General features: G+C 69.5%; 18 protein-coding genes and 1 pseudogene. 13 read left to right on the forward strand and 6 right to left on the reverse strand.

Annotated elements, in window-relative coordinates; translation table 11 throughout:
- The first annotated feature begins 73 nt into the window (after nt 1-73).
- Genes L0C25_RS13250 through L0C25_RS13260 form a run of 3 tightly spaced genes read left to right on the forward strand, consistent with a single transcriptional unit; the run spans nt 74 to nt 2,661 of the window.
- Nucleotides 74-1,249 carry an AI-2E family transporter gene (locus L0C25_RS13250; RefSeq protein WP_271632127.1) on the forward strand — a complete coding sequence of 392 codons (1,176 nt, stop codon included), beginning with the start codon at nt 74-76 and terminating at the stop codon, nt 1,247-1,249.
- A 1-nt stretch (nt 1,250) separates the two neighbouring features.
- Nucleotides 1,251-1,712, forward strand: a complete 462-nt coding sequence (locus L0C25_RS13255; RefSeq protein WP_271632128.1) for a DUF6069 family protein — start codon at nt 1,251-1,253, stop codon at nt 1,710-1,712.
- Nucleotides 1,713-1,734: 22 nt separating this feature from the next.
- Nucleotides 1,735-2,661 (forward strand): formylglycine-generating enzyme family protein, encoded by a 927-nt coding sequence (locus tag L0C25_RS13260; RefSeq protein ID WP_271632129.1) that lies wholly within the window; start codon nt 1,735-1,737, stop codon nt 2,659-2,661.
- Between the two features lie 164 nt (nt 2,662-2,825).
- Here the strand turns inward: L0C25_RS13260 and L0C25_RS13265 are convergent, their stop codons facing one another.
- Nucleotides 2,826-3,581 (reverse strand): AraC family transcriptional regulator, encoded by a 756-nt coding sequence (locus tag L0C25_RS13265; RefSeq protein WP_271632130.1) that lies wholly within the window; start codon nt 3,579-3,581, stop codon nt 2,826-2,828.
- Nucleotides 3,582-3,656: 75 nt separating this feature from the next.
- On the opposite strand from L0C25_RS13265, the gene L0C25_RS13270 reads away from it, so the two are divergent.
- Entirely contained in the window at nt 3,657-4,817 is a 1,161-nt protein-coding gene (locus L0C25_RS13270; protein ID WP_271632131.1) for an MFS transporter, read from the forward strand.
- Nucleotides 4,818-4,820: 3 nt separating this feature from the next.
- Here the strand turns inward: L0C25_RS13270 and L0C25_RS13275 are convergent, their stop codons facing one another.
- Genes L0C25_RS13275 through L0C25_RS13285 form a run of 3 tightly spaced genes read right to left on the reverse strand, consistent with a single transcriptional unit; the run spans nt 4,821 to nt 6,401 of the window.
- A complete protein-coding gene (locus L0C25_RS13275) occupies nt 4,821-5,654 on the reverse strand; it encodes an EamA family transporter (RefSeq protein WP_271632132.1) in 834 nt (277 codons plus the stop codon).
- Nucleotides 5,655-5,713: 59 nt separating this feature from the next.
- Nucleotides 5,714-6,148: a type II toxin-antitoxin system VapC family toxin gene (locus L0C25_RS13280; protein ID WP_333908534.1), complete on the reverse strand. Its 435-nt coding sequence runs from the start codon at nt 6,146-6,148 to the stop codon at nt 5,714-5,716.
- Nucleotides 6,135-6,401, reverse strand: a complete 267-nt coding sequence (locus L0C25_RS13285; protein WP_271632133.1) for a ribbon-helix-helix protein, CopG family — start codon at nt 6,399-6,401, stop codon at nt 6,135-6,137. The genes L0C25_RS13280 and L0C25_RS13285 overlap by 14 nt, the downstream gene beginning before the upstream one ends.
- Before the next feature lie 79 nt (nt 6,402-6,480).
- On the opposite strand from L0C25_RS13285, the gene purL reads away from it, so the two are divergent.
- The 4 genes and pseudogenes from purL to L0C25_RS24230 all read left to right on the forward strand — a co-directional run bounded on the left by purL (nt 6,481) and on the right by L0C25_RS24230 (nt 11,938).
- Nucleotides 6,481-8,754, forward strand: coding sequence for a phosphoribosylformylglycinamidine synthase subunit PurL (gene purL / locus L0C25_RS13290; protein ID WP_271632134.1), 2,274 nt, complete (start codon nt 6,481-6,483; stop codon nt 8,752-8,754).
- Between the two features lie 502 nt (nt 8,755-9,256).
- The gene (locus tag L0C25_RS13295) at nt 9,257-9,613 is read left to right on the forward strand and encodes a sterol carrier family protein (RefSeq protein WP_271632135.1); all 357 of its coding nucleotides are present in this window, start codon (nt 9,257-9,259) and stop codon (nt 9,611-9,613) included.
- Nucleotides 9,613-10,533, forward strand: coding sequence for an AEC family transporter (locus L0C25_RS13300; protein ID WP_271632136.1), 921 nt, complete (start codon nt 9,613-9,615; stop codon nt 10,531-10,533). Before L0C25_RS13295 ends, L0C25_RS13300 begins: the two co-directional genes overlap by 1 nt.
- Before the next feature lie 66 nt (nt 10,534-10,599).
- Nucleotides 10,600-11,938 (forward strand): annotated as a pseudogene (locus L0C25_RS24230) (M20/M25/M40 family metallo-hydrolase).
- Between the two features lie 54 nt (nt 11,939-11,992).
- On the opposite strand, the gene L0C25_RS13310 reads toward L0C25_RS24230, so the two are convergent.
- On the reverse strand, nt 11,993-13,549 hold the full coding sequence (locus tag L0C25_RS13310) for a long-chain-fatty-acid--CoA ligase (RefSeq protein WP_271632137.1): 1,557 nt from the start codon (nt 13,547-13,549) through the stop codon (nt 11,993-11,995).
- Nucleotides 13,550-13,684: 135 nt separating this feature from the next.
- Here L0C25_RS13310 and L0C25_RS13315 point away from each other — a divergent pair, with 135 nt between their 5' ends.
- Nucleotides 13,685-14,155 carry a GntT/GntP/DsdX family permease gene (locus L0C25_RS13315; protein WP_271636829.1) on the forward strand — a complete coding sequence of 157 codons (471 nt, stop codon included), beginning with the start codon at nt 13,685-13,687 and terminating at the stop codon, nt 14,153-14,155.
- Nucleotides 14,156-14,197: 42 nt separating this feature from the next.
- Here L0C25_RS13315 and L0C25_RS13320 read toward each other — a convergent pair whose 3' ends face one another.
- Nucleotides 14,198-15,448 (reverse strand): alpha/beta hydrolase family protein, encoded by a 1,251-nt coding sequence (locus tag L0C25_RS13320; protein ID WP_271632138.1) that lies wholly within the window; start codon nt 15,446-15,448, stop codon nt 14,198-14,200.
- A 157-nt stretch (nt 15,449-15,605) separates the two neighbouring features.
- Between L0C25_RS13320 and L0C25_RS13325 the strand changes: the two genes are divergently transcribed.
- The 4 genes from L0C25_RS13325 (at nt 15,606) to L0C25_RS13340 (ending at nt 19,977) form a co-directional block, all read left to right on the forward strand.
- The gene (locus tag L0C25_RS13325; RefSeq protein ID WP_271632139.1) at nt 15,606-17,060 is read left to right on the forward strand and encodes a serine/threonine-protein kinase; all 1,455 of its coding nucleotides are present in this window, start codon (nt 15,606-15,608) and stop codon (nt 17,058-17,060) included.
- Between the two features lie 56 nt (nt 17,061-17,116).
- A complete protein-coding gene (gene purF, locus L0C25_RS13330) occupies nt 17,117-18,610 on the forward strand; it encodes an amidophosphoribosyltransferase (RefSeq protein ID WP_271632140.1) in 1,494 nt (497 codons plus the stop codon).
- Nucleotides 18,607-19,665 carry a phosphoribosylformylglycinamidine cyclo-ligase gene (gene purM, locus L0C25_RS13335; protein WP_271632141.1) on the forward strand — a complete coding sequence of 353 codons (1,059 nt, stop codon included), beginning with the start codon at nt 18,607-18,609 and terminating at the stop codon, nt 19,663-19,665. Before purF ends, purM begins: the two co-directional genes overlap by 4 nt.
- A 117-nt stretch (nt 19,666-19,782) precedes the next feature.
- Complete coding sequence (locus L0C25_RS13340) at nt 19,783-19,977, forward strand: DUF3073 domain-containing protein (RefSeq protein WP_271632142.1); 195 nt, start codon at nt 19,783-19,785, stop codon at nt 19,975-19,977.
- Nucleotide 19,978 lies beyond the last annotated feature (1 nt).

The following is a 19,978-nucleotide window of genomic DNA, read 5'->3' on the forward strand; positions in this document are numbered from 1 at the left end:
AAGCCGTCAGTTGGTCGACACGCACCCGCGCGCTCGGCGCGTGCAACCGGCGATGGTGCACTAGTTTCGATCCGTGAGCAATTCGGGCACCGACCTCAGCGCGCCGACCGGGCTCCCCCGCGGCCTTCTCATCCTGCTCGGCGCCGGCGCCGCGTTCCTCGTCATCTTCGGGTTACGCGCTACCTCGGACATCATCGGCCCGATCTTCCTCGCGCTCGTCCTCGTCATCGCGGTGCACCCGGTACGCGGATGGTGCGAGCGTCGTGGGCTGCCCACCTGGGTGGCGACGTTCGCCGCGCTGATCGCCGTCTACGCGATCCTGGTGGCGATGGTGCTCGCGCTCGTCGTCGCCGGCGCGAGGTTCGCCGGACTGCTGACGCACTACCAGCCCGAGTTCGAGAACCTCATCGACGACGTACGCGACCTGCTCGACCGGTTCGGCGTCGACGACAAGCAGATCCACGCGATGACGTCGTCGTTCGACCTCGGCAAGGTCGCGGGCATCGCAGCCGACCTGCTCGGCGGGCTCGCCGGCGCGATGAGCAACGTCTTCTTCATCGTCGTCCTGCTGTTCTTCATGGTGATCGACGGGACGCACTTCCCGGGCAACCTGTCACGTGCGCCGGCGATGCGGCGGACGGTCGTCGAGGCGTTCCGGAACTTCGCGATCGGCACTCGCCAGTACCTCCTCGTCGCGACCGTCTTCGGCGCGGTCGTCGCGCTGTTCGACGTCGCGGCCCTCTACGTACTCGGCATCCCGGATCCCTGGCTGTGGGGTCTGCTGGCATTCATCACGAACTACATCCCGAACATCGGCTTCGTGATCGGGTTGGTGCCACCGGCGATCATCGCAATCGTCGACGAGGGCGTCGGCACGGCGATCGCCGTCGTCGCGGTCTACTGCGCGCTCAACGTCGTCATCCAGACCGTCATCCAGCCACGGGTGATCGGCAATACCGTCGGCCTCTCCGGAACCCTGAGCTTCCTGTCGCTGATCGTGTGGGCATGGGTGCTAGGTGCTGTCGGCGCCCTGTTCGCCGTCCCGCTGACGTTGTTCGTCAAGGCACTCCTGATCGACGTCGACCCGCGCGCGAGCTGGGTCGGACCCCTGCTCGCGGGTCAGCCCGGCAGGATCGATGAGTCCGAATCCGCACCTCCTGCAGAAGCAGCCGAGTCGCCCGACGACGGCGCGGTCGATGCCGCCGACGCGTCGACCGCCGACCAACCGACGCCGACCGAAGAGGACTGACATGTACGACAATCGCCCGGAGCCACCCCCACCCGACCAGCCCAAGGTCGACGCCGCCAGGCTGTGGGCCGGGGGTGTCGCGACGGCGGTCGTTGCCGCCTTGATCGCGGTCGTCGGAGACCTGATCGCTCGTGGTGTGCTCGACATTCCCGTTCTGGCACCGGAGTCGCGTGGCACCTGGCACTCCGCGTCGCTCGTTCCGTACGCGCTCGGGGCGGCGGCCGGCGCCCTCGTCGCAACCGGCCTGATGCATGTTCTGACGCTCACGACGCCGCGGCCGACGATGTTCTTCGGCTGGATCATGTTCCTCGTCGGGGTCGTAGTCGGGGTGTGGCCGTTCACGACTGGCGCGAGCCTGGAGGCGAAGCTCGCGACCGCCGTACTCGATGTCGTCATCGTGCTTGCGATCTGGTCGCTGATCGACGGCACGGCTCGGCGCACCACACGCTTGCCCGCGCGTTGAACCGATCGCACATACTGGGGTGGTGACCGAGACGACGACGCGTACTCACCGCAAGGGCACCGCCCCGATGCACCGGATCGACGGTGGCGTACTGCTGCAGGGCAGTGCCGACTTCTATCCGGAGGAGCAGCCGGTACGCGAGGTCGAGGTCGCGTCGATCTGGGTCGACGAACATCCGGTGACCAACGCCGAGTTCCGCCGCTTCGTGAAGGAGACCGACCACGTCACGGTTGCCGAACGCGACCCCGACCCGGCCGACTTCCCCGATGCCCGACCCGATCAGCTGGTGGCCGGCTCGCTCGTCTTCACACCGACGCCCGGCCCCGTACCCCTCGATGACTGGCACCGGTGGTGGCGCTGGCAGCCCGGCGCCGACTGGCGGCACCCCGAAGGCCCCGAGTCGACATTGCACGGCCGCGAGAAGCACCCCGTCGTGCACATCGCCTACGAGGATGCCAAGGCGTACGCTGCCTGGGCCGGCAAGCGGCTGCCGACGGAGTCCGAGTGGGAGTGGGCGGCGCGCGGCGGACTGGTCGCGAAGACGTACGCGTGGGGCGACGAGTTCATGCCGAAGAACCGGGTCATGGCCAACACCTGGCACGGCGAGTTCCCGTGGCGCAACGATCGCGCCGGCAAGAACGGTCTCACCAGCCCGGTCGGGTCGTACGCTCCGAACGGCTACGGGCTGTTCGACATGGCCGGCAATGTGTGGGAGTGGACCGACTCGCCCTGGACGTTCTCGCACTCTGACGAGCACGTTGTCGAATCCTCGTCGTGCTGCTCGCCGTCGCATCTGGCCGACGAGTCGAACCGCATGGTGTCGAAGGGTGGCTCACATCTGTGTGCGCCGTCGTACTGCCATCGGTATCGCCCGGCGGCCCGGCAAGGCCACGCGATCCGCAGCAGCACGGGCCACCTCGGGTTTCGCTGCTTCCGCAGCGTCGACTGACTAGGGCGTGTCCCGCAAACCCGCGTCGATCAGGGAGCGGGTCTCCGCGCCCGATCCGGCAAGGCACGGGAGCGACGGCGTAGCCCGTCCTACTTCGAGCGACCGCAACGAAGCCGGGCGGGATGCGGAGGAACGCGAGCCGGCGGGGGTTCGCGGGACACGCCCTAGCCGGCGGCGCGCGGGCGCAGCTGCCCCTGACCGGGCGTGTGGCCGAGGTTGCGCCGGTAGACGTCGATGAACGCACTCGGAGACGACCATCCGCAGTCGCGTGCGGCCTCCGTGACCGTGTGGCCCTCCGCGAGTCGGCGTACCGCATGTGCGAGACGCGCCTGCGTACGCCACTGCGGGTAGCTCATCGTCAGCTCCGAACGGAACAACCGGCTCAACGTACGCCCGCTGACCCCTACCTCGGCGGCGAGCCGGTCGGCCGTCCACGGAATCATGAGATCGGCCTGGACGACCTCGCACGCGGCGACGAGCACCGGGTTGCGCGGGCGTGGAACGTGCAGGGATCCGTGCGTTGCCCGCCGTAGCTGGTCGTACGTGACCGCGCGTACGCGGTCCAGCTCGGCATCGCAGAGCGTGCCGTCGGCCCAGCTGATGATCAGCTCGCGGAGCAGCGGCGTCACGAGTACGACGGCCGGCTCGGCGGGGTCCAACGGCGCATCGTCGCGGGGGAAGCCGACCGTGTGTGAGCGGGTCGCGCCGTGGAAGCGGTGCTCGTGCCATTCGCCTGCGGGCACCCACACGGCACGTTGCGGTGGGGCGATCCAGCTCCCGCGTTCGGTCGTCGCTTCCACCACTCCGGCGCTCGCGTACATGATCTGGTGTTCGTCGTGGCGGTGCCGGTCGATGCGCTCGCCCGAGTGGTGATCCGCGGTACGTGTCGGTGCGATGCTGGTGTGGCGGATTTTCGACATTTGTTGGCAGTGTATCGGAAGCGTCGTGCGGCACGCGATTCGTACGGTGGTCTTCGGTCAACCGAACGGGGACAGATGACGACGGCAATCTCGGCGTGGCGGCGGGTACGAATCTGGGCGGTCGCCCATGCGATCGACGACTTCTACCAGGGGCTCGTGCCCGCGATGCTTCCGTACTTCATCCTCGATCGGAACTACAGCTACGTCGCCGCCTCCGCACTCGCGATGGCGGCGAATCTGGGCAGCTCCCTGCCGCAGCCGTTTCTCGGTGTCGTCGCAGATCGCCGGAACGCGTTGTGGATGGCGCCGATAGGGCTCGCGATCGCGGGCGCGGCCGCCGGCCTGTCCGGCACGGTCCCGGCGTACGCGATCGTGTGGGCACTGCTGCTCGCATCGGGGATCGGGGTCGCGATGTTCCACCCGGCCGCCGGAAAGGACGCCCGGGCGGAGGCCGGTGAGAGCGCGACGGCGATGAGCCTCTTCGCTGCGGGTGGCAGCGTCGGCTTCTTCCTCGCACCCGCGTTGGCGACGCCGCTGTTCGTGGAGTTCGGTGTGCGCGCGAGCGTCGTGTTCGTACCGCCGGCCCTGGTCATGGCGCTGGTACTCGCGCGGCACCAGCGCCGGCGATCGCAGGCGGCGAAGGCTGCCGTCGAGCGGACGGGGCGCGACCGTTGGGGGCCGTTCGCGCTCGTGACGGGTGTCGGCGTCGTGCGCTCGATCGTGTCGTTCGGGGTGATGACGTTCGTCGCGATGTACTGGATCGAGCAGCTGGACTCGTCGCCGGGAATGGGCGGCGTCGCCCTTACCTGCTTCCTGATCGGCGGGGTGGTCGGGACGATCGCCGGCGGACGGATCGGAGACCGCTTCGGAGTCGTACGCGCCGCGCAGTGGGGGAGCATCGCGATGGTGCCCGCGCTCATCGCCGTACGTCTCGTCGGCGACCCGTACGTCGCGCTGCCGCTGATCGCGCTCGCCGGTGTTGCGACGAACATCCCGTTCGCGGTGCTGGTGAAGCTGGGCCAGGACTATCTGCCGAGCCGGCCGGGAACGGCGGCGGGGATCACGCTCGGCCTCGCCGTCAGCGCGGGCGGGCTGCTCGTACCCGTGCTCGGCGCGGTCGCCGACTGGCGTGGGCCGGAGGCCGTGCTCACCGTGCTCTGCCTGGTGCCGGTCGCCGCGATCGCACTGTCCGCGTTCCTGCCGTCTCCGGTACGCGAGCGGGCCACCGTCAGGTAGGCATCAGGCGGCGGCGACCAGCGACACCGCCGCAGCGGCGAGCGCGAGCCCGACCGCCTGAGTGCGGTGGATGTGTTCGCGAAGCACCACCGCGGCCAGCAGCACGGTCAGCGCGGGGTAGAGCGCCGCGACGACGGAGACGAGGGTGAGCAGTCCCGTATGCGTGGCGTAGAGGAAGGCGCCGGTCGCGGTGGCGCCGAGCGGCCCCATCATCGCAGCCCGCCACGCGAGGCGGTCGCGAGGCAGCCACGCCGTCCGAAGCAGGGTTGCCGTTGCGATCACCGAGAGCACCGACGTCACCTGCATCAGCGCGAGCGGGTACATGCCTGCGTCGCTGTCGACCTGGCCGAGGATCGCGAACATCGACCCGAAGCCGAGACCGGCGAGCACACCGTCGACGACGCCGCCACCGTCGTGCGCCGCGGCCGGGTCATCGCTCATCCGCGAGATCAGGTAGATCGCCGGGAACGCGAACACGATGCCGACCCACGCGAGCAGCGAGGGTCGGTCGCCCGTGAGCAGGCCGACGCCGACGGGAACGATCGCCGAGCCCAGCGCCGAGATCGGTGCGACCACGCTCATCCGACCGGCCGCGAGGCCTCGGTACAGGAACGCCGCACCGACACCCGCACCGATGCCGGCGACCGCGCCCCATGCCCAGTCGTGAGCGGTGACCGTACCTCCGATGGCGACCGCGAGCACCAACGCGCACACTGCCGATGACGACTGCCCGACGACGGCGATCGGCCACGGCGCGCTACGGCGGGAGAAGATGCCGCCGAGGAAGTCGGAGAGGCCGTACGCGCCGGCGGAGACGAGTGCGAGGAGGACGGCCACCAGCGGAGCCTACGTCGGGCCAGGCTTTGGCCGGCGCTCGACCTCGGCGCCGATGTCGGCTAGCGGGCACCGACCAGATCGGCGATGCCGTCGTCATCCGGAAGCACGTGATGCAGGCCGGGGATCTGGGAGAACGCCTTGTCGGCCGAGACAAGTGTCGCGTACTTCGAGTCGAGGGCGACGGCGGCCAGCACGGCGTCGAACGCGCCGAGCGACTCGTACCGCGTCCAGAACTCGAGCCCGTCACTTAGATGCTCCTCCTCGGAGCAGCGCAGCGGCCCGAGCAACTGCGCGAATCGGTTGGCGAGCGTCATCGCGTCATGCCGAGGACGGCGGCGAGCATGTACATGGGCGAACTCCTGGATTGCCTCCGGAGTCGTCGTCGCCTGAACGCGATTCGTGCTCACGTGGTCGAGGACTTCGAGACACGTGCGCTTGTAATGGTGCTCGCCACCAACGGCATAAACGAGCACCGTCGTATCAATAAAGATCACTGTGACGCTCGTCCCGAAGCCGGTGGATCTCCTCGACGAGGCCGTCCCCTGGTGGCACCGGGATCGGCTCTGCGTTCAGGATCGCCTCCATCGCCGCACGCTTGTCGCGCCGTCGATGCTCGAGCTTCTCGTCGATCGCATCGCGGATGATCGTCGCGACCGAGACACGTTGGCGCTTCGCCTCTGCCGCCACCCGCTCATACCGCTCCTCGTCGAGCAGGAGCTGAAGGCGGCGGGTCATGGTTGCGGGCATACACATACATTAGCATGTGTATGCAGCTCCGGTGGCGACCCGTAAAGCGGCGAGGTGCCCGAGTGGATAGCCTGTCCGCGTGACAGACGCATCCGCGCGTACGGTCGACACCGTCGAGCGCGCCACGCAGACGCCCGACCAGTCGCAGCCGTGGTCGGAGCTCGGCCTCAAGCAGGACGAGTACGAACGCATCCACGACATCCTCGAGCGGCGCCCGACGAGCTCCGAGCTCGCGATGTACTCCGTCATGTGGAGCGAGCACTGCTCGTACAAGTCGAGCAAGGTGCACCTGCGGAAGTTCTCGGACCTGCCGCAGGAGACGCCGCGCGGCAAGACGCTCGCGGGTATCGGTGAGAACGCCGGCGTCATCGACGTCGGCCAGGGCTGGGCGGTGACGTTCAAGGTCGAGTCGCACAACCACCCGAGCTACGTCGAGCCGTACCAAGGTGCTGCGACCGGAGTCGGAGGGATCGTGCGTGACATCCTCGCGATGGGTGCGCGACCCGTCGCGGTGATGGACCCGCTGCGGTTCGGGCCCCTCGACGCCGAAGACACCCGGCGGGTGCTGCCGGGCATCGTCGCGGGAGTCGGCGGCTACGGCAACTGCCTCGGGCTACCCAACATCGGCGGCGAGGTCGTCTTCGACGAGTCGTACGCCGGCAACCCGCTCGTCAACGCCCTGTGTGTAGGAGTGCTCCGACACGAGGACCTCCACCTCGCGCATGCGAGCGGTGCCGGCAACGTGGTGATCCTGTACGGCGCGCGTACCGGCGGCGACGGCATCGGCGGCGTGTCGGTGCTCGCGTCGGAGACGTTCGACTCCGACGGCCCGTCACGGCGACCCAGCGTGCAGGTCGGCGACCCGTTCATGGAGAAGCTGCTGATCGAGTGCACGCTCGAGCTGTTCGATGCCGGTGTGGTCGCGGGCATCCAGGACCTCGGCGGTGCCGGGCTCTCGTGCGCGACATCCGAGCTGGCCAGTGCGGGCGACGGCGGCATGCACGTCGATCTCGACACGGTCCCGCTGCGCGACTCCAGCCTGTCGCCGGAGGAGATCCTGATGAGCGAGTCGCAGGAGCGGATGATGGCGGTCGCGACGCCCGCGAACGTCGACCGGTTCCTGGAGATCTGCGCGAAGTGGGATGTCGAGGCGACCGTCGTCGGCGAGGTGACCGACGGCGACCGGCTCGTCGTCGACTGGAACGGAGACACGATCGTCGACGTCCCGCCTCGCACCGTCGCGCACGAGGGTCCGGTGTACGAGCGGCCGTATGCGCGGCCCGAGTGGCAGGACGCGTTGCAGGCCGACGTACCCGATGACCTGCCCCGACCGACCTCGGGAGATGAGCTGCGGGACGCGGTGCTGCGGGTCATCGCGTCGCCCAACCAGGCCGACAAGTCGTGGGTCACCGACCAGTACGACCGCTACGTGCGGGGCAACACCGCGCTCGCGCAGCCCGAGGACGCCGGCATCGTACGAGTCGACGAGGAGACCGATCTCGGCGTCGCCGTCGCCACCGACTGCAACGGGAGGTACGCGAAGCTCGATCCGTACGCGGGTGCGCAGCTCGCGCTGTGCGAGGCGTACCGCAACGTGGCCGTGACGGGTGCCGTCCCGCTCGCGGTCACCGACTGTCTCAACTTCGGCTCCCCCGAGGACCCGGACGTCATGTGGCAGTTCGAGCGCGCGACGCAGGGGCTGAAGGACGGCTGCGCCGCGCTGGGCATCCCTGTCACAGGCGGAAACGTGTCGTTCTACAACCAGACCGGTGACACGGCGATCCTCCCGACTCCGGTCGTCGGCGTGCTCGGAGTGATCGACGATGTGTTGCTTCGCGCGAATCAGGGCTTCAAGCTGGCCGGCCATGTGCTGTACCTGCTGGGCGAGACGCGCGACGAGCTGGGCGGTTCGGCATGGGCGGGCGTCGTGCACGACCACCTCGGCGGAGTGCCGCCCCGGGTCGACCTGGCCGGTGAGCAGGCGCTGGCGTCGTTCCTCGCCGAGGCCGCCCGGTCCCGAAACGTCTCCGCGACCCACGACATCTCCGACGGTGGGCTCGCGGTTGCGCTTGCCGAGGCGAGCGTACGTAACGGGGTCGGGATCCGAATGGAGCTGCCCGATGACGCCGATCCGTTCGTGACGCTGTTCAGCGAGTCGGCCGCGCGGGCGCTCGTCGCGGTCGCGCCCGAGCGGGTCGAGGTCTTCGACGAGGTTGCACAGCGCCACGGCGTACCCGCGCAGCGCATCGGGGTCGTCGGGGGCGACGCGATCGTGGTCGAGGGTCAGTTCGAGGTGCCGATCCCCGAGATACGCGAGGCGTGGTCGGAGCCGCTGCCGGATGCGCTCGACTGACGGGTCGTACGAGCACTCCCGCGGACGTGAGACGCAACGGCGAACGGCGGAGTCGGACAGGTCGCCGTTACGTCACAGATCCGCGGGCGGGTAGCTCAGGTCGCAGCGCAATCGGCGCAGGCGCGGCCCCGCGCACTACGCATCCACGCGCGTACGGGTAGCCGCAGTGCCTCGGTCAACCGGCTGGTGGCGGATGCCCAGTCGCAGCGTCGGCAAGCACTTTGGCTTCGTACGATCTCGCGCGTCCGTTTTGCGTCGGCGAGCCCGCGGCGTGCCTCGTGCTCGCGACCCTGAGCGACCGTGTTCATCAACTGCGGTGGCGTCATGTGGCAATCAGACAACCTGAACAGCGATTGAGGTCAAGAGGTGAGTCGAGGATCGGCGACACGACGCGGGATCCGCGAGTTCGACGGCGACCGGTACGCGCCGATGCGGTTCGAGCGGCAACTCTGAACGCTACCTCGGCGGGAAGTCGTCGGTCGTGACTTCGTACGATCGACGGGTGCCCGTACGCCTGACCCCGCTCGCGCCCGAGGAGTTCGAGCCGATCCGCGAACGCATCGAGAACGGCACCGCCGATCGCTCCGATCTGCGCGCCGCGACGAAGCACCTCCTCGCCGTGCTCGCGGAGAAGGAGCCGGGGCACAGCGTCGAGGTACGCGTGCCGCCGTACGCGGCGGTGCAGTGCATCCCCGGCGCCCGCCACACGCGGGGTACGCCGCCCGCCGTCGTCGAGATGGACGCGCCGACCTGGATCGCCCTCGCGCTCGGCCGGGAGGACTGGGTGACCGCCGTGCGAGACGGCCGCGTCGTCGCCTCTGGCGAACGCTCCGACCTGTCGGCGTACCTGCCCGTCTGATGGGGGGAGTTCTCGAGGGCTTCGGCGTCATCGGTGTCGTGATAGGGGTGGGATTCCTGGTCGCGCATCTCGGCATCATCGGTGCGGAGAGCCAGCTGCTGCTCGCTCGGCTCGTCTTCTTCGTCGCCAGCCCGGCGCTGCTGTTCAGCGTGCTTTCCGACGTGGACGCGGTCGCCGTACTGTCGTCGCGGCTCGTGGTCGCCGTGGTCAGCTTCGTCGTCGTCGCCGTGATCGCCGCCACGTTCGCCCGCCTCGTGTGGCACATGTCGCGTGGCGATGCGACGATCGCGACGCTGTGCGCGGCGTACGTCAACTCGGGCAACCTCGGCATCCCGATCGCGGTGTACGCGCTCGATGACGCGTCGGCGGTGGCGAGCGTGATGCTGTTCCAGATGCTCATCGTGTCGCCGGTGGCATTCCTGCTCCTCGACCAAGACCGCGCGGGTCGGCGACTGTCGGTGTTCAAGGTCGTCACTATCCCGTTCCGCAACCCGATCACCGTCGGCTCGCTGTTGGGGCTGCTGGTCGCGATCACCGGCTGGCAGCTGCCGTCGGCCGTTGTCGACCCGATCGACATGATCGCCGGCATGGCCGTGCCCGGGATGCTGATCGCGTACGGGGTGTCCTTGCGGCTCGGCCCGCGTCCGGGCAACGGTGCGCCGAGTCAGCAGGTGGCGGTCGCGACGGTCCTGAAGCTGGTGCTGCAGCCGGCCTGCGCGTACGGGTGTGGGTTGCTGCTCGGCCTGGAGGGCAACGCGCTGATGGCCGTGACCGTCGTCGCCGCACTGCCGACGGCCCACAACATCTTCGTGCACGCGACGAGGTACGGACGCTCGCAGCTGCTCGCGCGCGACTCGATCTTCGTCACGACGATCCTGTCGGTGCCGGTCGTCCTGCTGATCGTCGCTGCCCTGGCCTGACGCGCGTTCGTACGAGGCGGCCGCCTGTTGCGCGCGAGCTCGGGTGTTACTCATAGGCTGCGTCCCATGTCTGAGTCGCTCATCCGCAACGTCGCCGATGTCCTGCCCGCCGTACGCTCCGACCTGGAGGACCTGGTCCGGATCGAATCCGTGTGGGCCGATCCCGACCGCCACGACGAGGTGCACCGCAGCGCGGAGGCCGTCGCCCGGCTGCTCCGCGAGGCCGGGTTCGCCGAGGTCGAGATCGTCACCGAAGGGTCCAGCGCACCCGCGGTCATCGCGCATCATCCGGCCCCGCCGGGCGCCCCGACCGTCCTCTTGTACGCGCACCACGACGTACAGCCCGAGGGCGACCACGAGCTCTGGGACTCCCCTCCGTTCGAGGCGACCGAGCGTGGCAGTCGGTTGTACGGACGCGGCGCGGCCGATGACAAGGCGGGCATCGCGGCACACCTCGCCGCGTTCCGGGCGCACGGGGGAAACCCTCCCGTCGGAGTCACGGTCTTCGTCGAGGGCGAGGAGGAGTCGGGCTCGCCAACGCTCGTACCGTTCCTCGAGCGGTACCGCGACGCGCTCGCCGCCGACGTGATCGTGATCGCCGACTCCGCCAACTGGGACATCGGCGTACCCGCGCTCACGACGTCGCTGCGCGGTCTTGTCGACCTCGAGGTCGAGGTGCGTACCCTTCGAGCACGCCGTGCACTCGGGCCTGTGGGGAGGCGTCGCTCCGGATGCGCTCACGACGATGTGCCGGTTGCTCGCCTCGCTGCACGACGACGACGGCAACGTCGCGGTCGATGGCCTGCACACGGGCACCGCGGCCGATCTCGAGTACCCGGAGGAGCGGTTGCGCGCCGAGTCCGCGATGCTCGACGGCGTGCACCAACTCGGCTCCGGCTCGGTTGTCGAACGCCTGTGGGTCAAGCCGGCGATCGCGGTGACCGGGCTGGACGCTCCGAAGGCGTCGGGTGCGTCCAACACGCTGGTCCCGAACGCGCGGGCGAAGGTCAGCATGCGAATCGCGCCGGGTACGAATCCGCAGACGGCGATGGACGCGCTCGTACAGCACCTGCGCGACCACGCGCCCTGGGGCGCCCACGTACACGTCGAACCAGGTGAGCAGGGCGGGGCGTCGGAGATCGACGCAACCGGGCCGGCGTACGACGCGGCGCGCGCTGCGTTCCGCGAGGCGTGGGACGGTACCGATCCGGTCGACATGGGCATGGGCGGCTCGATCCCGTTCATCGCAGAGTTCGCCAAGGCGTTCCCGGACGCGTCGATCCTGGTCACCGGCGTCGAGGACCCCGACACGCGCGCCCACGGGATCAACGAAGGACTGCACCTCGCCGAGTTCGAGCGGGTGTGCATCGCCGAGACGCTGCTACTCGCCAAACTCGCCGAGTAGCCCCCGTGGGCGTGACGTTCGAGCGCAAAACGCCGGCGTGTCGCCGCGCAAACGTCACGCCCACGGGGCGGGGTACGCCTTGCGCAGCTCGCGCTTGAGGATCTTGCCGGTCGGGTTGCGAGGCAGCTCGTCGACGATGTCGACCGACGACGGCGACTTGTAGTGCGCGAGTCGCTCGCGGCAGAACGCGATCAGCTCGTCCGGCGCGACGGTTGCGTCCGGTACGAGCGCGACGACCGCCTTGACGGTCTCGCCCCACTTGTCGTCGGGTACGCCGATGACGGCGAGCTCGGCAACCGCCGGGTGCTCGGCGAGGACGCGTTCGACCTCGGGCGAGTAGACGTTCTCGCCGCCGGTGATGATCATGTCCTTCAGGCGATCCTCGACGTACACGAAGCCGCCGTCGTCCACCCGCCCGATGTCGCCCGAGCGGAGCCAGCCGTCCTCGACGATCACCTCCGCCGTCGCGTCCGGCCTGTTCAGGAATCCCCGCATGCACTGCTCTGAGCGGAACCACAACTCGCCGCTCTCGCCGGCGGCGACATCGCGGAGCGTCGCCGGGTTCACGACCCGCAGCTCGGCACCGGGCAGCAGGGTGCCGGCCGACAGCAATCGCTCCTGGTGGCTCGGATCGTCATGCGCCTCGGGGAGCAGGTGGGTGATCACACCGGCCATCTCCGTCATTCCGTACACCTGCAGGAACTTAGTGTCGGGCCAGGCGGCCTGTGCCGCGCGAAGCACTGGCGGCGGCATCGGCGATGCGCCGTACGTGAACAGCCGCAGTCGCGAGAACAGCGCGATGGCATCCTCACCCGCCGCGAGGATGCCCGCCGCAACCGCCGGTACGAGGAACGCATGATTGGCTCCTGCCATGATCGCCGCCGCGAGGGCCTTCGGCTCCGGCTCGCGCGTCATGATGCAGTGCACGCCGTCGTGCAGCCCGAACATGATGTACGACGTGCCGCCGACATGGAACAACGGCATCGCGACCAGGCACTTGTCGCCGGTGTCGAAACCCCAACCCTCGTGGGCGTTACGCGTATGCGCCATCAGGTTGCGATGCGTCAGCATGACGCCCTTGGGGCGGCCGGTCGTACCCGAGCTGTACATGACGAGGCAGACGTCGTCGGGGTCGACGTCGTCGAGGCGGGCGATCGGGTCGTGTTCTCCGAGCCAGCCTTCGTACTCGTCGTCGGGGCCGCCGTCGGGCGTGACGGCGATGATCCGCTCGATGCTCGTCAGCCGCTCGCGGATGAGCTCGATCGCCGGCATCAGCTCGACGCCCACGAACAGGATCCGCGCGCCCGAGTCGTTGATCGTGTAGTCGAGCTCGTCTCCGGCAAGCCGCCAGTTGATGATCGCGTGGGCAGCGCCGATGGCGGACGCGCCGAGAGTCACTTCGACGCACGCCGGGTGGTTCTTGTCGAGGAACGCGACCCGGTCGCCGTCGCCGACGCCTGCGGCGACGAGCCCCGCGGAGACGCGCCCCACCCGGTCGGCGAGCTGCGACCAGGTCCAGGTGCGCTCGCCGTACGTCACCGCCGGTTCGTCCGGCGTGGCCGCCGCCCAGTGTTCGATTCGGTCGGTGAGATACACGGCGGCATCCGGCATGGCAGCTCCCGGGGTCGGTCGGTGGCCATGACTGTGACACGCATCACGCCCCCTCGCAAGGTGCGGTTCCGGGGGTCGGAGACGTACGAAGACCGCTACCCGCCAGGCGGGTAGCGGTCTCTCGCGGGGTGGATCATCGGGCAGTCCCGGCTCGAGGAGGCGATGGCCAGCGGGTTCCGGAACAGCGGTCAGATCCTCGTCCTCACCGGCGTCGGTGGCTCGCTCGCGGCGATCGTCAACGCGAGCGGGCTCGGCGACGTACTCCAGGACTCGTTCACCGCGAGTACGGTCGCACCGCTGATCGTGGTCTGGGGCATCGCGGCAATCCTGCATGCGGCGATCGGATCGGTCACACTCGCCGCGTTGACCGCCGCGGGGATCCTCGCTCCGGTGGTCTCCCAGCTCGGCACCGACCCCGTGCTCATCGCGCTTGCCGCCGGCGCCGGCTCGCTCTTCGCCGTGCACGTGACCGCGAACGCGTTCTGGATGCTGCAGTCGCTGCTCGGGCTGACCACCCGCGGCACCTTGAAGACGGTCACGTTCAGCGTCTCGCTCTCGTCGGTCGTGGCGCTGCTGATGGTGCTCGGGCTGAGCGTCGTCATGTAGGCCGCCGGCGCCGGCGGTACGTACGCCGGCGCCCGGGACGACCTATCGGGTCCGGCGGTCCATGCGTAGGAACCACTTCACCGCGGCCGCGGTGCCGGCGACATTCGACCCGAGATGGCGGGAGCCGCCGTACGACGGCCGGCCGAGGAGGTCGATCGGCGTACGCACGCCGGCCGAGCGGAACGAACGGGCGCAGCTGAACGTGTTGCCGGTCGCCGCCTGCTCATCTCGGCGCGCCACGTACAGGCGGACGGGAGGTGCGGGCTTCCACTTCTTGCACACTCCGTCGGCGACCCGGAGGGCATGGCGCAGCCGCGGCGTGGGATGTGCGAACAGGTGCCGCCCCTGTTCGGTGAGCAGGCCGTCGAGGCGGTCGGGAAGCTTCGCCAACATCTGCCGACCCGGGGTCGAGCCGTCGAACAGCCGCGCGACCCGGCCCGCGTACGGCCGCTCGAACACCTCGGACGGCCTGTCGTACAGGTTGTGCAACCGGTCCCAGGCGACGAGGAAGTACGCCGTGTATGCGACCGTCATCTTCGGTTCGAGGCGACCGCGCAGCATCGCGGGGATCTCGACGCCCGCCATGTCGTACGCGCCGCTGATCGGTGCAACGGCTGCCGGACGGAACCAGCGCCGGTCGGCCCGCTGGAGGCGCCGTGCGGTGCCGAGCGCCGCGGACGCGCCCTGCGAGAACCCGCTGACGTACGCCCCGCGCCGCAGCTCGCGGTCGTGTCGATGGGCGAGGGTGCGGGTCGCGCGGAGCATGTCGACGGTCGCCGAGGTCTCCGACGGCACGTGCATCCAGGGGTGCGTCCCCGGACTCTTGCCGAGGCCGAGGTAGTCGGGTAGCGCCGCCGCGAACCCGGCGGATGCGTACGTCAGACCAGGGGAGGTCAGGAAGTCGTCGGCGAACGCGGACGCCACGTTCGGTCGGTAGCTCGTCGTACCGTGTGCGTACGACACGACCCGGAGCCGGCGCCGGTCGCTGTCGGGCAGTACGGCGAGCCCGCTTGCGCGAGTCGGCTCGCCGTCGACCCCGACCGTGCGGTAGACCATCCGGTACGCATCGATGCCGTATCGGGCGCGGGACCCGTCCCAGCCGGCCTTGCGCAGGTACCGGCCGACTCCGTTCGCGGACAGATCGGCCACCTTTCGTACGGAGACGAGGCTGCCCCGGTCGGGTCGGCCGTCGGCCGAAGGATCGGCGTCGGGCTGGGCGGCGGTCGCGGGCACGGCGGTGAGCCCGATCGCGGCGGCGGCCGCGAGGGCGATGGGGGTTCGTTTCAGAGTCATGTGATCACGCTAGGAACGGCGCGACCGCGCTTCGATGGTCCAAAGCCCCCAGCCGGGGTGGACGTAGACCCAGTCGATGCGGCTCGACTGCCCACGCGGGCGGCGTGGAACCATGGGCGGGTACGTACGCTGGCGACGAATCGTGAAGGGAGCCGGGATGGACGCGGCCTCAGACCTGCCCGAGGGCACCCTCCTCGGCGAGCGGTATCGCCTCGGCAGTGTGCTCGGCCGGGGCGGCATGGCGGTCGTGTACCGCGCCGAGGACGAGCTGTTGACCCGGCATGTCGCGGTCAAGGTGATCTCGGGCGCGTCGGCGACGCCGGACGCCCTGCAGCGACAGTTCTCCGAGGCGCAGATCGGCGCGAAGCTGAACCACTCCGGGCTGGTCGCGGTCTACGACGTACAGCCGAACGCGACCCCACCGTTCATCGTGATGGAGCTCGTCGAAGGTATGACGCTCGCCGATGCGCTCAAGCGCGGGCGGCTGAGGCCGCCGGCGGTCGGAGAGATCGGAGCGCAGCTGTGCGCGGCGCTCGCCGCTGTCCACGACGCGGGCATAGTGCACCGCGACATCAAGCCGTCGAACGTCATGCTCGTCTCCGACGACGCGCACACGATCAAGTTGACCGACTTCGGCATCTCGCTGCTCGTCGATGCCACCCGGATCACCGCCGCGGGCAGCATGGTCGGCACCGTCCGCTACCTGTCGCCGGAGCAGGTCCTCGGCCAGCGTGTCGACCGCCCGACCGACATCTACGCACTCGGGCTCGTCCTCATCGAGTGCCTCACGGGCGAGAGCGTCTTCCCCGGTACGCAGACCGAGACGATGTCGGCGCGGCTGCATCGCGGGCCCGAGATGCCGACCGACGTCGGCCCCGACTGGATCCGCGTGCTGACGGCGATGACGGCCCGCGAGGCGACCGCCCGCCCGGACGCGCGAACCTCGTCGTACGCCCTGCGAGCGCTTGCCGAAGGCCGTACGCCCGGCCCGCTCGGCGTACCCGAGGAGACGGCGACCCAGGCAGTTGCCGCGCCGCTGCCACCGGCCGACCAGACGCGAGCGCTGACGACACCGATGGCGGCCGCCGCTCCCGCAGCAGCCACGGCCGCGGCGACGCCGGTCGCGCACCGCGACGACGATGGACGTCGGCGAGGACGCACTGTGCTGCTCGTCGTCGTCGCGGTCGTCGCGATCCTGATCATCGGCGGAGTGCTCTACGCCGCGCTTCCGTCCGGTGACTCCGACGACGATCCCGACGACTCACCGACGACCGGCCAGAACGACGGCCAGGACAACACCGACGACGGCGGCGGGCAGACCGACGACGGCGGACCGACGAACACCGGGCCGACGCAGGACGACCCGACCCAGACGAACACCGACGAGCCCACGCTCACCGACGACACCGAGGACACCGAAGAACCGACGACCGAGCCGACGACCGAGCCGACGACTGAGCCGACGACTGAGCCGACCGAGCCGACCAGCGAACCGACGCTCACCGAGACCCAGGAGACGACGGAGGGCGAGCAGGACGGCGCGCCGGAGGGCTCGACCGAGGGCACAACGGACGGCTCGACCGAGGGCTCGAGCGACGGTACGACGCAGTAGCGAACTCGGCGCACCGCGAGTCATCGCAATGGGCCCGAGTCGCCTACACTTGGCACGTGCCACGCGGAGACGGTCGCCTCACGCACGACCTCGACCCCAATGATCTCGGCCCCCAAGACGCCTGCGGAGTTTTCGGCGTCTGGGCCCCCGGCGAGGAAGTCGCCAAACTCACCTACTTCGGGCTGTACGCGCTGCAGCATCGCGGCCAGGAGTCGGCCGGTATCGCCGTCAGTAACGGCGAGCAGATCCTGGTCTACAAGGAGATGGGCCTGGTCTCGCAGGTCTTCGACGAGCGCACCCTGAACTCCCTCCGCGGTCACCTGGCGATCGGCCACTGTCGTTACTCCACGACGGGCGCGAGCGTGTGGCAGAACGCGCAGCCGACCTTCCGCCCGACCGCGACCGGATCGGTGGCGGTCGGGCACAACGGCAATCTCACCAACACCCACGAGCTCGCCCTGCTCGCCGAGGAATGGGCACAGCAGGCGGGTCAGCTCGACGCGTTCGGACGCACGCACGACATCATGACGTCAGACACCGGCGTCGTATCGGCGCTGTTGTCGTCGTTCCCCGACCGCACCATCGAGGAAGCCGCGATGGACGTGCTGCCTCGGCTGCGCGGGGCGTACTCGCTGGTGTTCATGGACCAAGGCACCGTGTACGCCGCGCGAGACCCGCAGGGCTTCCGGCCGCTCGTACTCGGCCGGCTCGAGCGCGGCTGGATCGTCGCGAGCGAGACGGCGGCGCTCGACATCGTCGGGGCCTCCTACATCCGCGAGATCGAGCCCGGCGAGTTCGTGGCGATCGACGAAGACGGCGTACGCAGCCAGCGCTTCGCGCAGCCCGAGCCGAAGGGCTGCCTGTTCGAGTTCGTCTACCTCGCCCGGCCCGACACCCAGATCTCCGACAAGCGCCTGTACGAAGTACGCGCGGAGACCGGCCGCCGGCTCGCTCACGAGCGCCCGGTCGAGGCGGATCTCGTCATCCCGGTGCCCGAGTCGGGCACGCCGGCGGCGATCGGGTACGCCGAGGAGAGCGGCATCCCGTTCGGCCACGGGCTGGTGAAGAACTCCTACGTCGGCCGTACCTTCATCCAGCCGAGCCAGACCATCCGCCAGCTCGGTATCCGGCTCAAGCTCAACCCGCTCACCTCGGTCATCGCCGGCAAGCGGCTCGTCGTCGTCGACGACTCGATCGTCCGCGGCAACACCCAGCGGGCGCTCGTACGCATGCTGCGGGAGGCCGGCGCCGCAGAGGTGCACGTCCGCATCTCGAGCCCACCCGTGAAGTGGCCGTGCTTCTTCGGGATCGACTTCGCCAGCCGCGCCGAGCTGATCGCCAACGGCGCGTCGGTCGACGAGATCGCCGAGTCGATCGACGCCGACACCCTCGCGTACATCGCACTCGACCGGCTGGTCGACGCCACGGGCGTCCCATCGGACCAGCTGTGCCATGCCTGTTTCGACGGCGTATACCCGGTCGAGCTGCCCGACGCGGCGCACCTGGGGAAGAACCTTCTCGAGATGCCCGTGGAGGCAGTGACATCGTGACCGAGAGTCCCGGAACGACGTATGCCGACAGCGGAGTCTCGATCGAGGCAGGCGATCGTGCCGTCGCGCTGATGCGCGAATGGGTCGAGCGCGCCCGGCGGCCCGAGGTCGTCGGTGGCATCGGCGGGTTCGCGGGCCTGTTCGACGTCACCGCGCTCAAGCGGTACGACCGCCCCCTCCTGGCGGCGTCGGCCGACGGCGTCGGCACCAAGGTCGTCATCGCCCAGCGGATGGACGTACACGACACGATCGGCTTCGACCTGGTCGGCATGCTCGTCGACGACCTCGTGGTCAGCGGCGCCGAGCCGTTGTTCCTCACCGACTACATCGCGTGCGGCACGGTCGTACCCGAGCGCATCGCGTCGATCGTGAAGGGCATCGCGCAGGCGTGCGCCGAGGCCGGATGCGCGCTGCTCGGCGGTGAGACGGCGGAGCACCCGGGTCTGCTCAGCCCCGAGGAGTACGACGTCGCCGGCTCCACGACCGGCGTCGTCGAGGCCGAGAAGGTACTCGGCGCGCACCTCGTACGCCCCGGCGACGTGGTGATCGCGATGGCGTCCTCGGGTCTGCACTCCAACGGTTACTCGCTCGCGCGCCACGTGTTCTTCGACCAGGCCGGCTGGGAGCTCGACCGGCACGTCGACGAGCTCGGCCGTACCCTCGGCGAGGAGCTGCTCGAGCCCACCCGCCTGTACGCGCGGCCGTGCCTTGAGCTCGTGGACGTACCCGGCATGCACGCGATGTCGCATATCACCGGGGGCGGGCTCGCTGCCAACGTCGCCCGCGTGGTGCCCGCGTCGGTCTCGGTCAGCATCGACCGCTCGACCTGGTCACCAGCGCCGATCTTCGACCTGGTCGGCGGCGTCGGCAAGGTCGCGCGTACCGACCTCGAGCAGACCCTGAACATGGGCGTCGGCATGATCGCCGTCGGCACGCCCGAGGCGGCGGCCCGCTCGCTCGCCGTCCTCGCCGAGCGCGGCATCGACGCGTGGCAGTGTGGCGAGGTGTCCGAGGGCGGCGAGGGTGTCGTCTCCCTCGCGTCCGATTATCGGTGAGGCGCGGCTCACAGTCGTCAACACGACCCGGGCCGATGTGCGGTTTCTGGAATGCAGCAGGTACGGTTGGCGTACGACATATCGACTTACGAGATTCTGTGCGAGGGGGTCGACCCAATGGGGCGCGGCCGTGCGAAGGCGAAGCAGACGAAGGTCGCTCGGGACCTGAAGTACCAGACGATCGAGACCGACTTCGAGAAGTTGCAGCGCGAGCTGCACGGCGAAGACGGTCGGCGGTCGGGGGTCTCCCGTGACGACGGAACGGATGACGACTTCGTCGACTACGGCGAAGAGAACTCCTCACGCCGCTGAC

It is taken from the genome of Solicola gregarius, from assembly GCF_025790165.1.
Taxonomy (GTDB): Bacteria; Actinomycetota; Actinomycetes; order Propionibacteriales; family Nocardioidaceae; genus Solicola; species Solicola gregarius.

Excerpts from the sequence above, each read along its gene's own strand:
- L0C25_RS13300 (WP_271632136.1), top strand. The coding sequence starts at position 9,613 with ATGGGGGGAGTTCTCGAGGGCTTCGGCGTCATCGGTGTCGTGATAGGG.
- L0C25_RS13270 (WP_271632131.1), top strand. The coding sequence starts at position 3,657 with ATGACGACGGCAATCTCGGCGTGGCGGCGGGTACGAATCTGGGCGGTC.
- L0C25_RS13265 (WP_271632130.1), bottom strand. The coding sequence starts at position 3,581 with ATGTCGAAAATCCGCCACACCAGCATCGCACCGACACGTACCGCGGAT.
- L0C25_RS13320 (WP_271632138.1), bottom strand. The coding sequence starts at position 15,448 with ATGACTCTGAAACGAACCCCCATCGCCCTCGCGGCCGCCGCCGCGATC.
- L0C25_RS13285 (WP_271632133.1), bottom strand. The coding sequence starts at position 6,401 with ATGCCCGCAACCATGACCCGCCGCCTTCAGCTCCTGCTCGACGAGGAG.
- L0C25_RS13255 (WP_271632128.1), top strand. The coding sequence starts at position 1,251 with ATGTACGACAATCGCCCGGAGCCACCCCCACCCGACCAGCCCAAGGTC.
- L0C25_RS13340 (WP_271632142.1), top strand. The coding sequence starts at position 19,783 with ATGGGGCGCGGCCGTGCGAAGGCGAAGCAGACGAAGGTCGCTCGGGAC.
- L0C25_RS13310 (WP_271632137.1), bottom strand. The coding sequence starts at position 13,549 with ATGCCGGATGCCGCCGTGTATCTCACCGACCGAATCGAACACTGGGCG.
- L0C25_RS13325 (WP_271632139.1), top strand. The coding sequence starts at position 15,606 with ATGGACGCGGCCTCAGACCTGCCCGAGGGCACCCTCCTCGGCGAGCGG.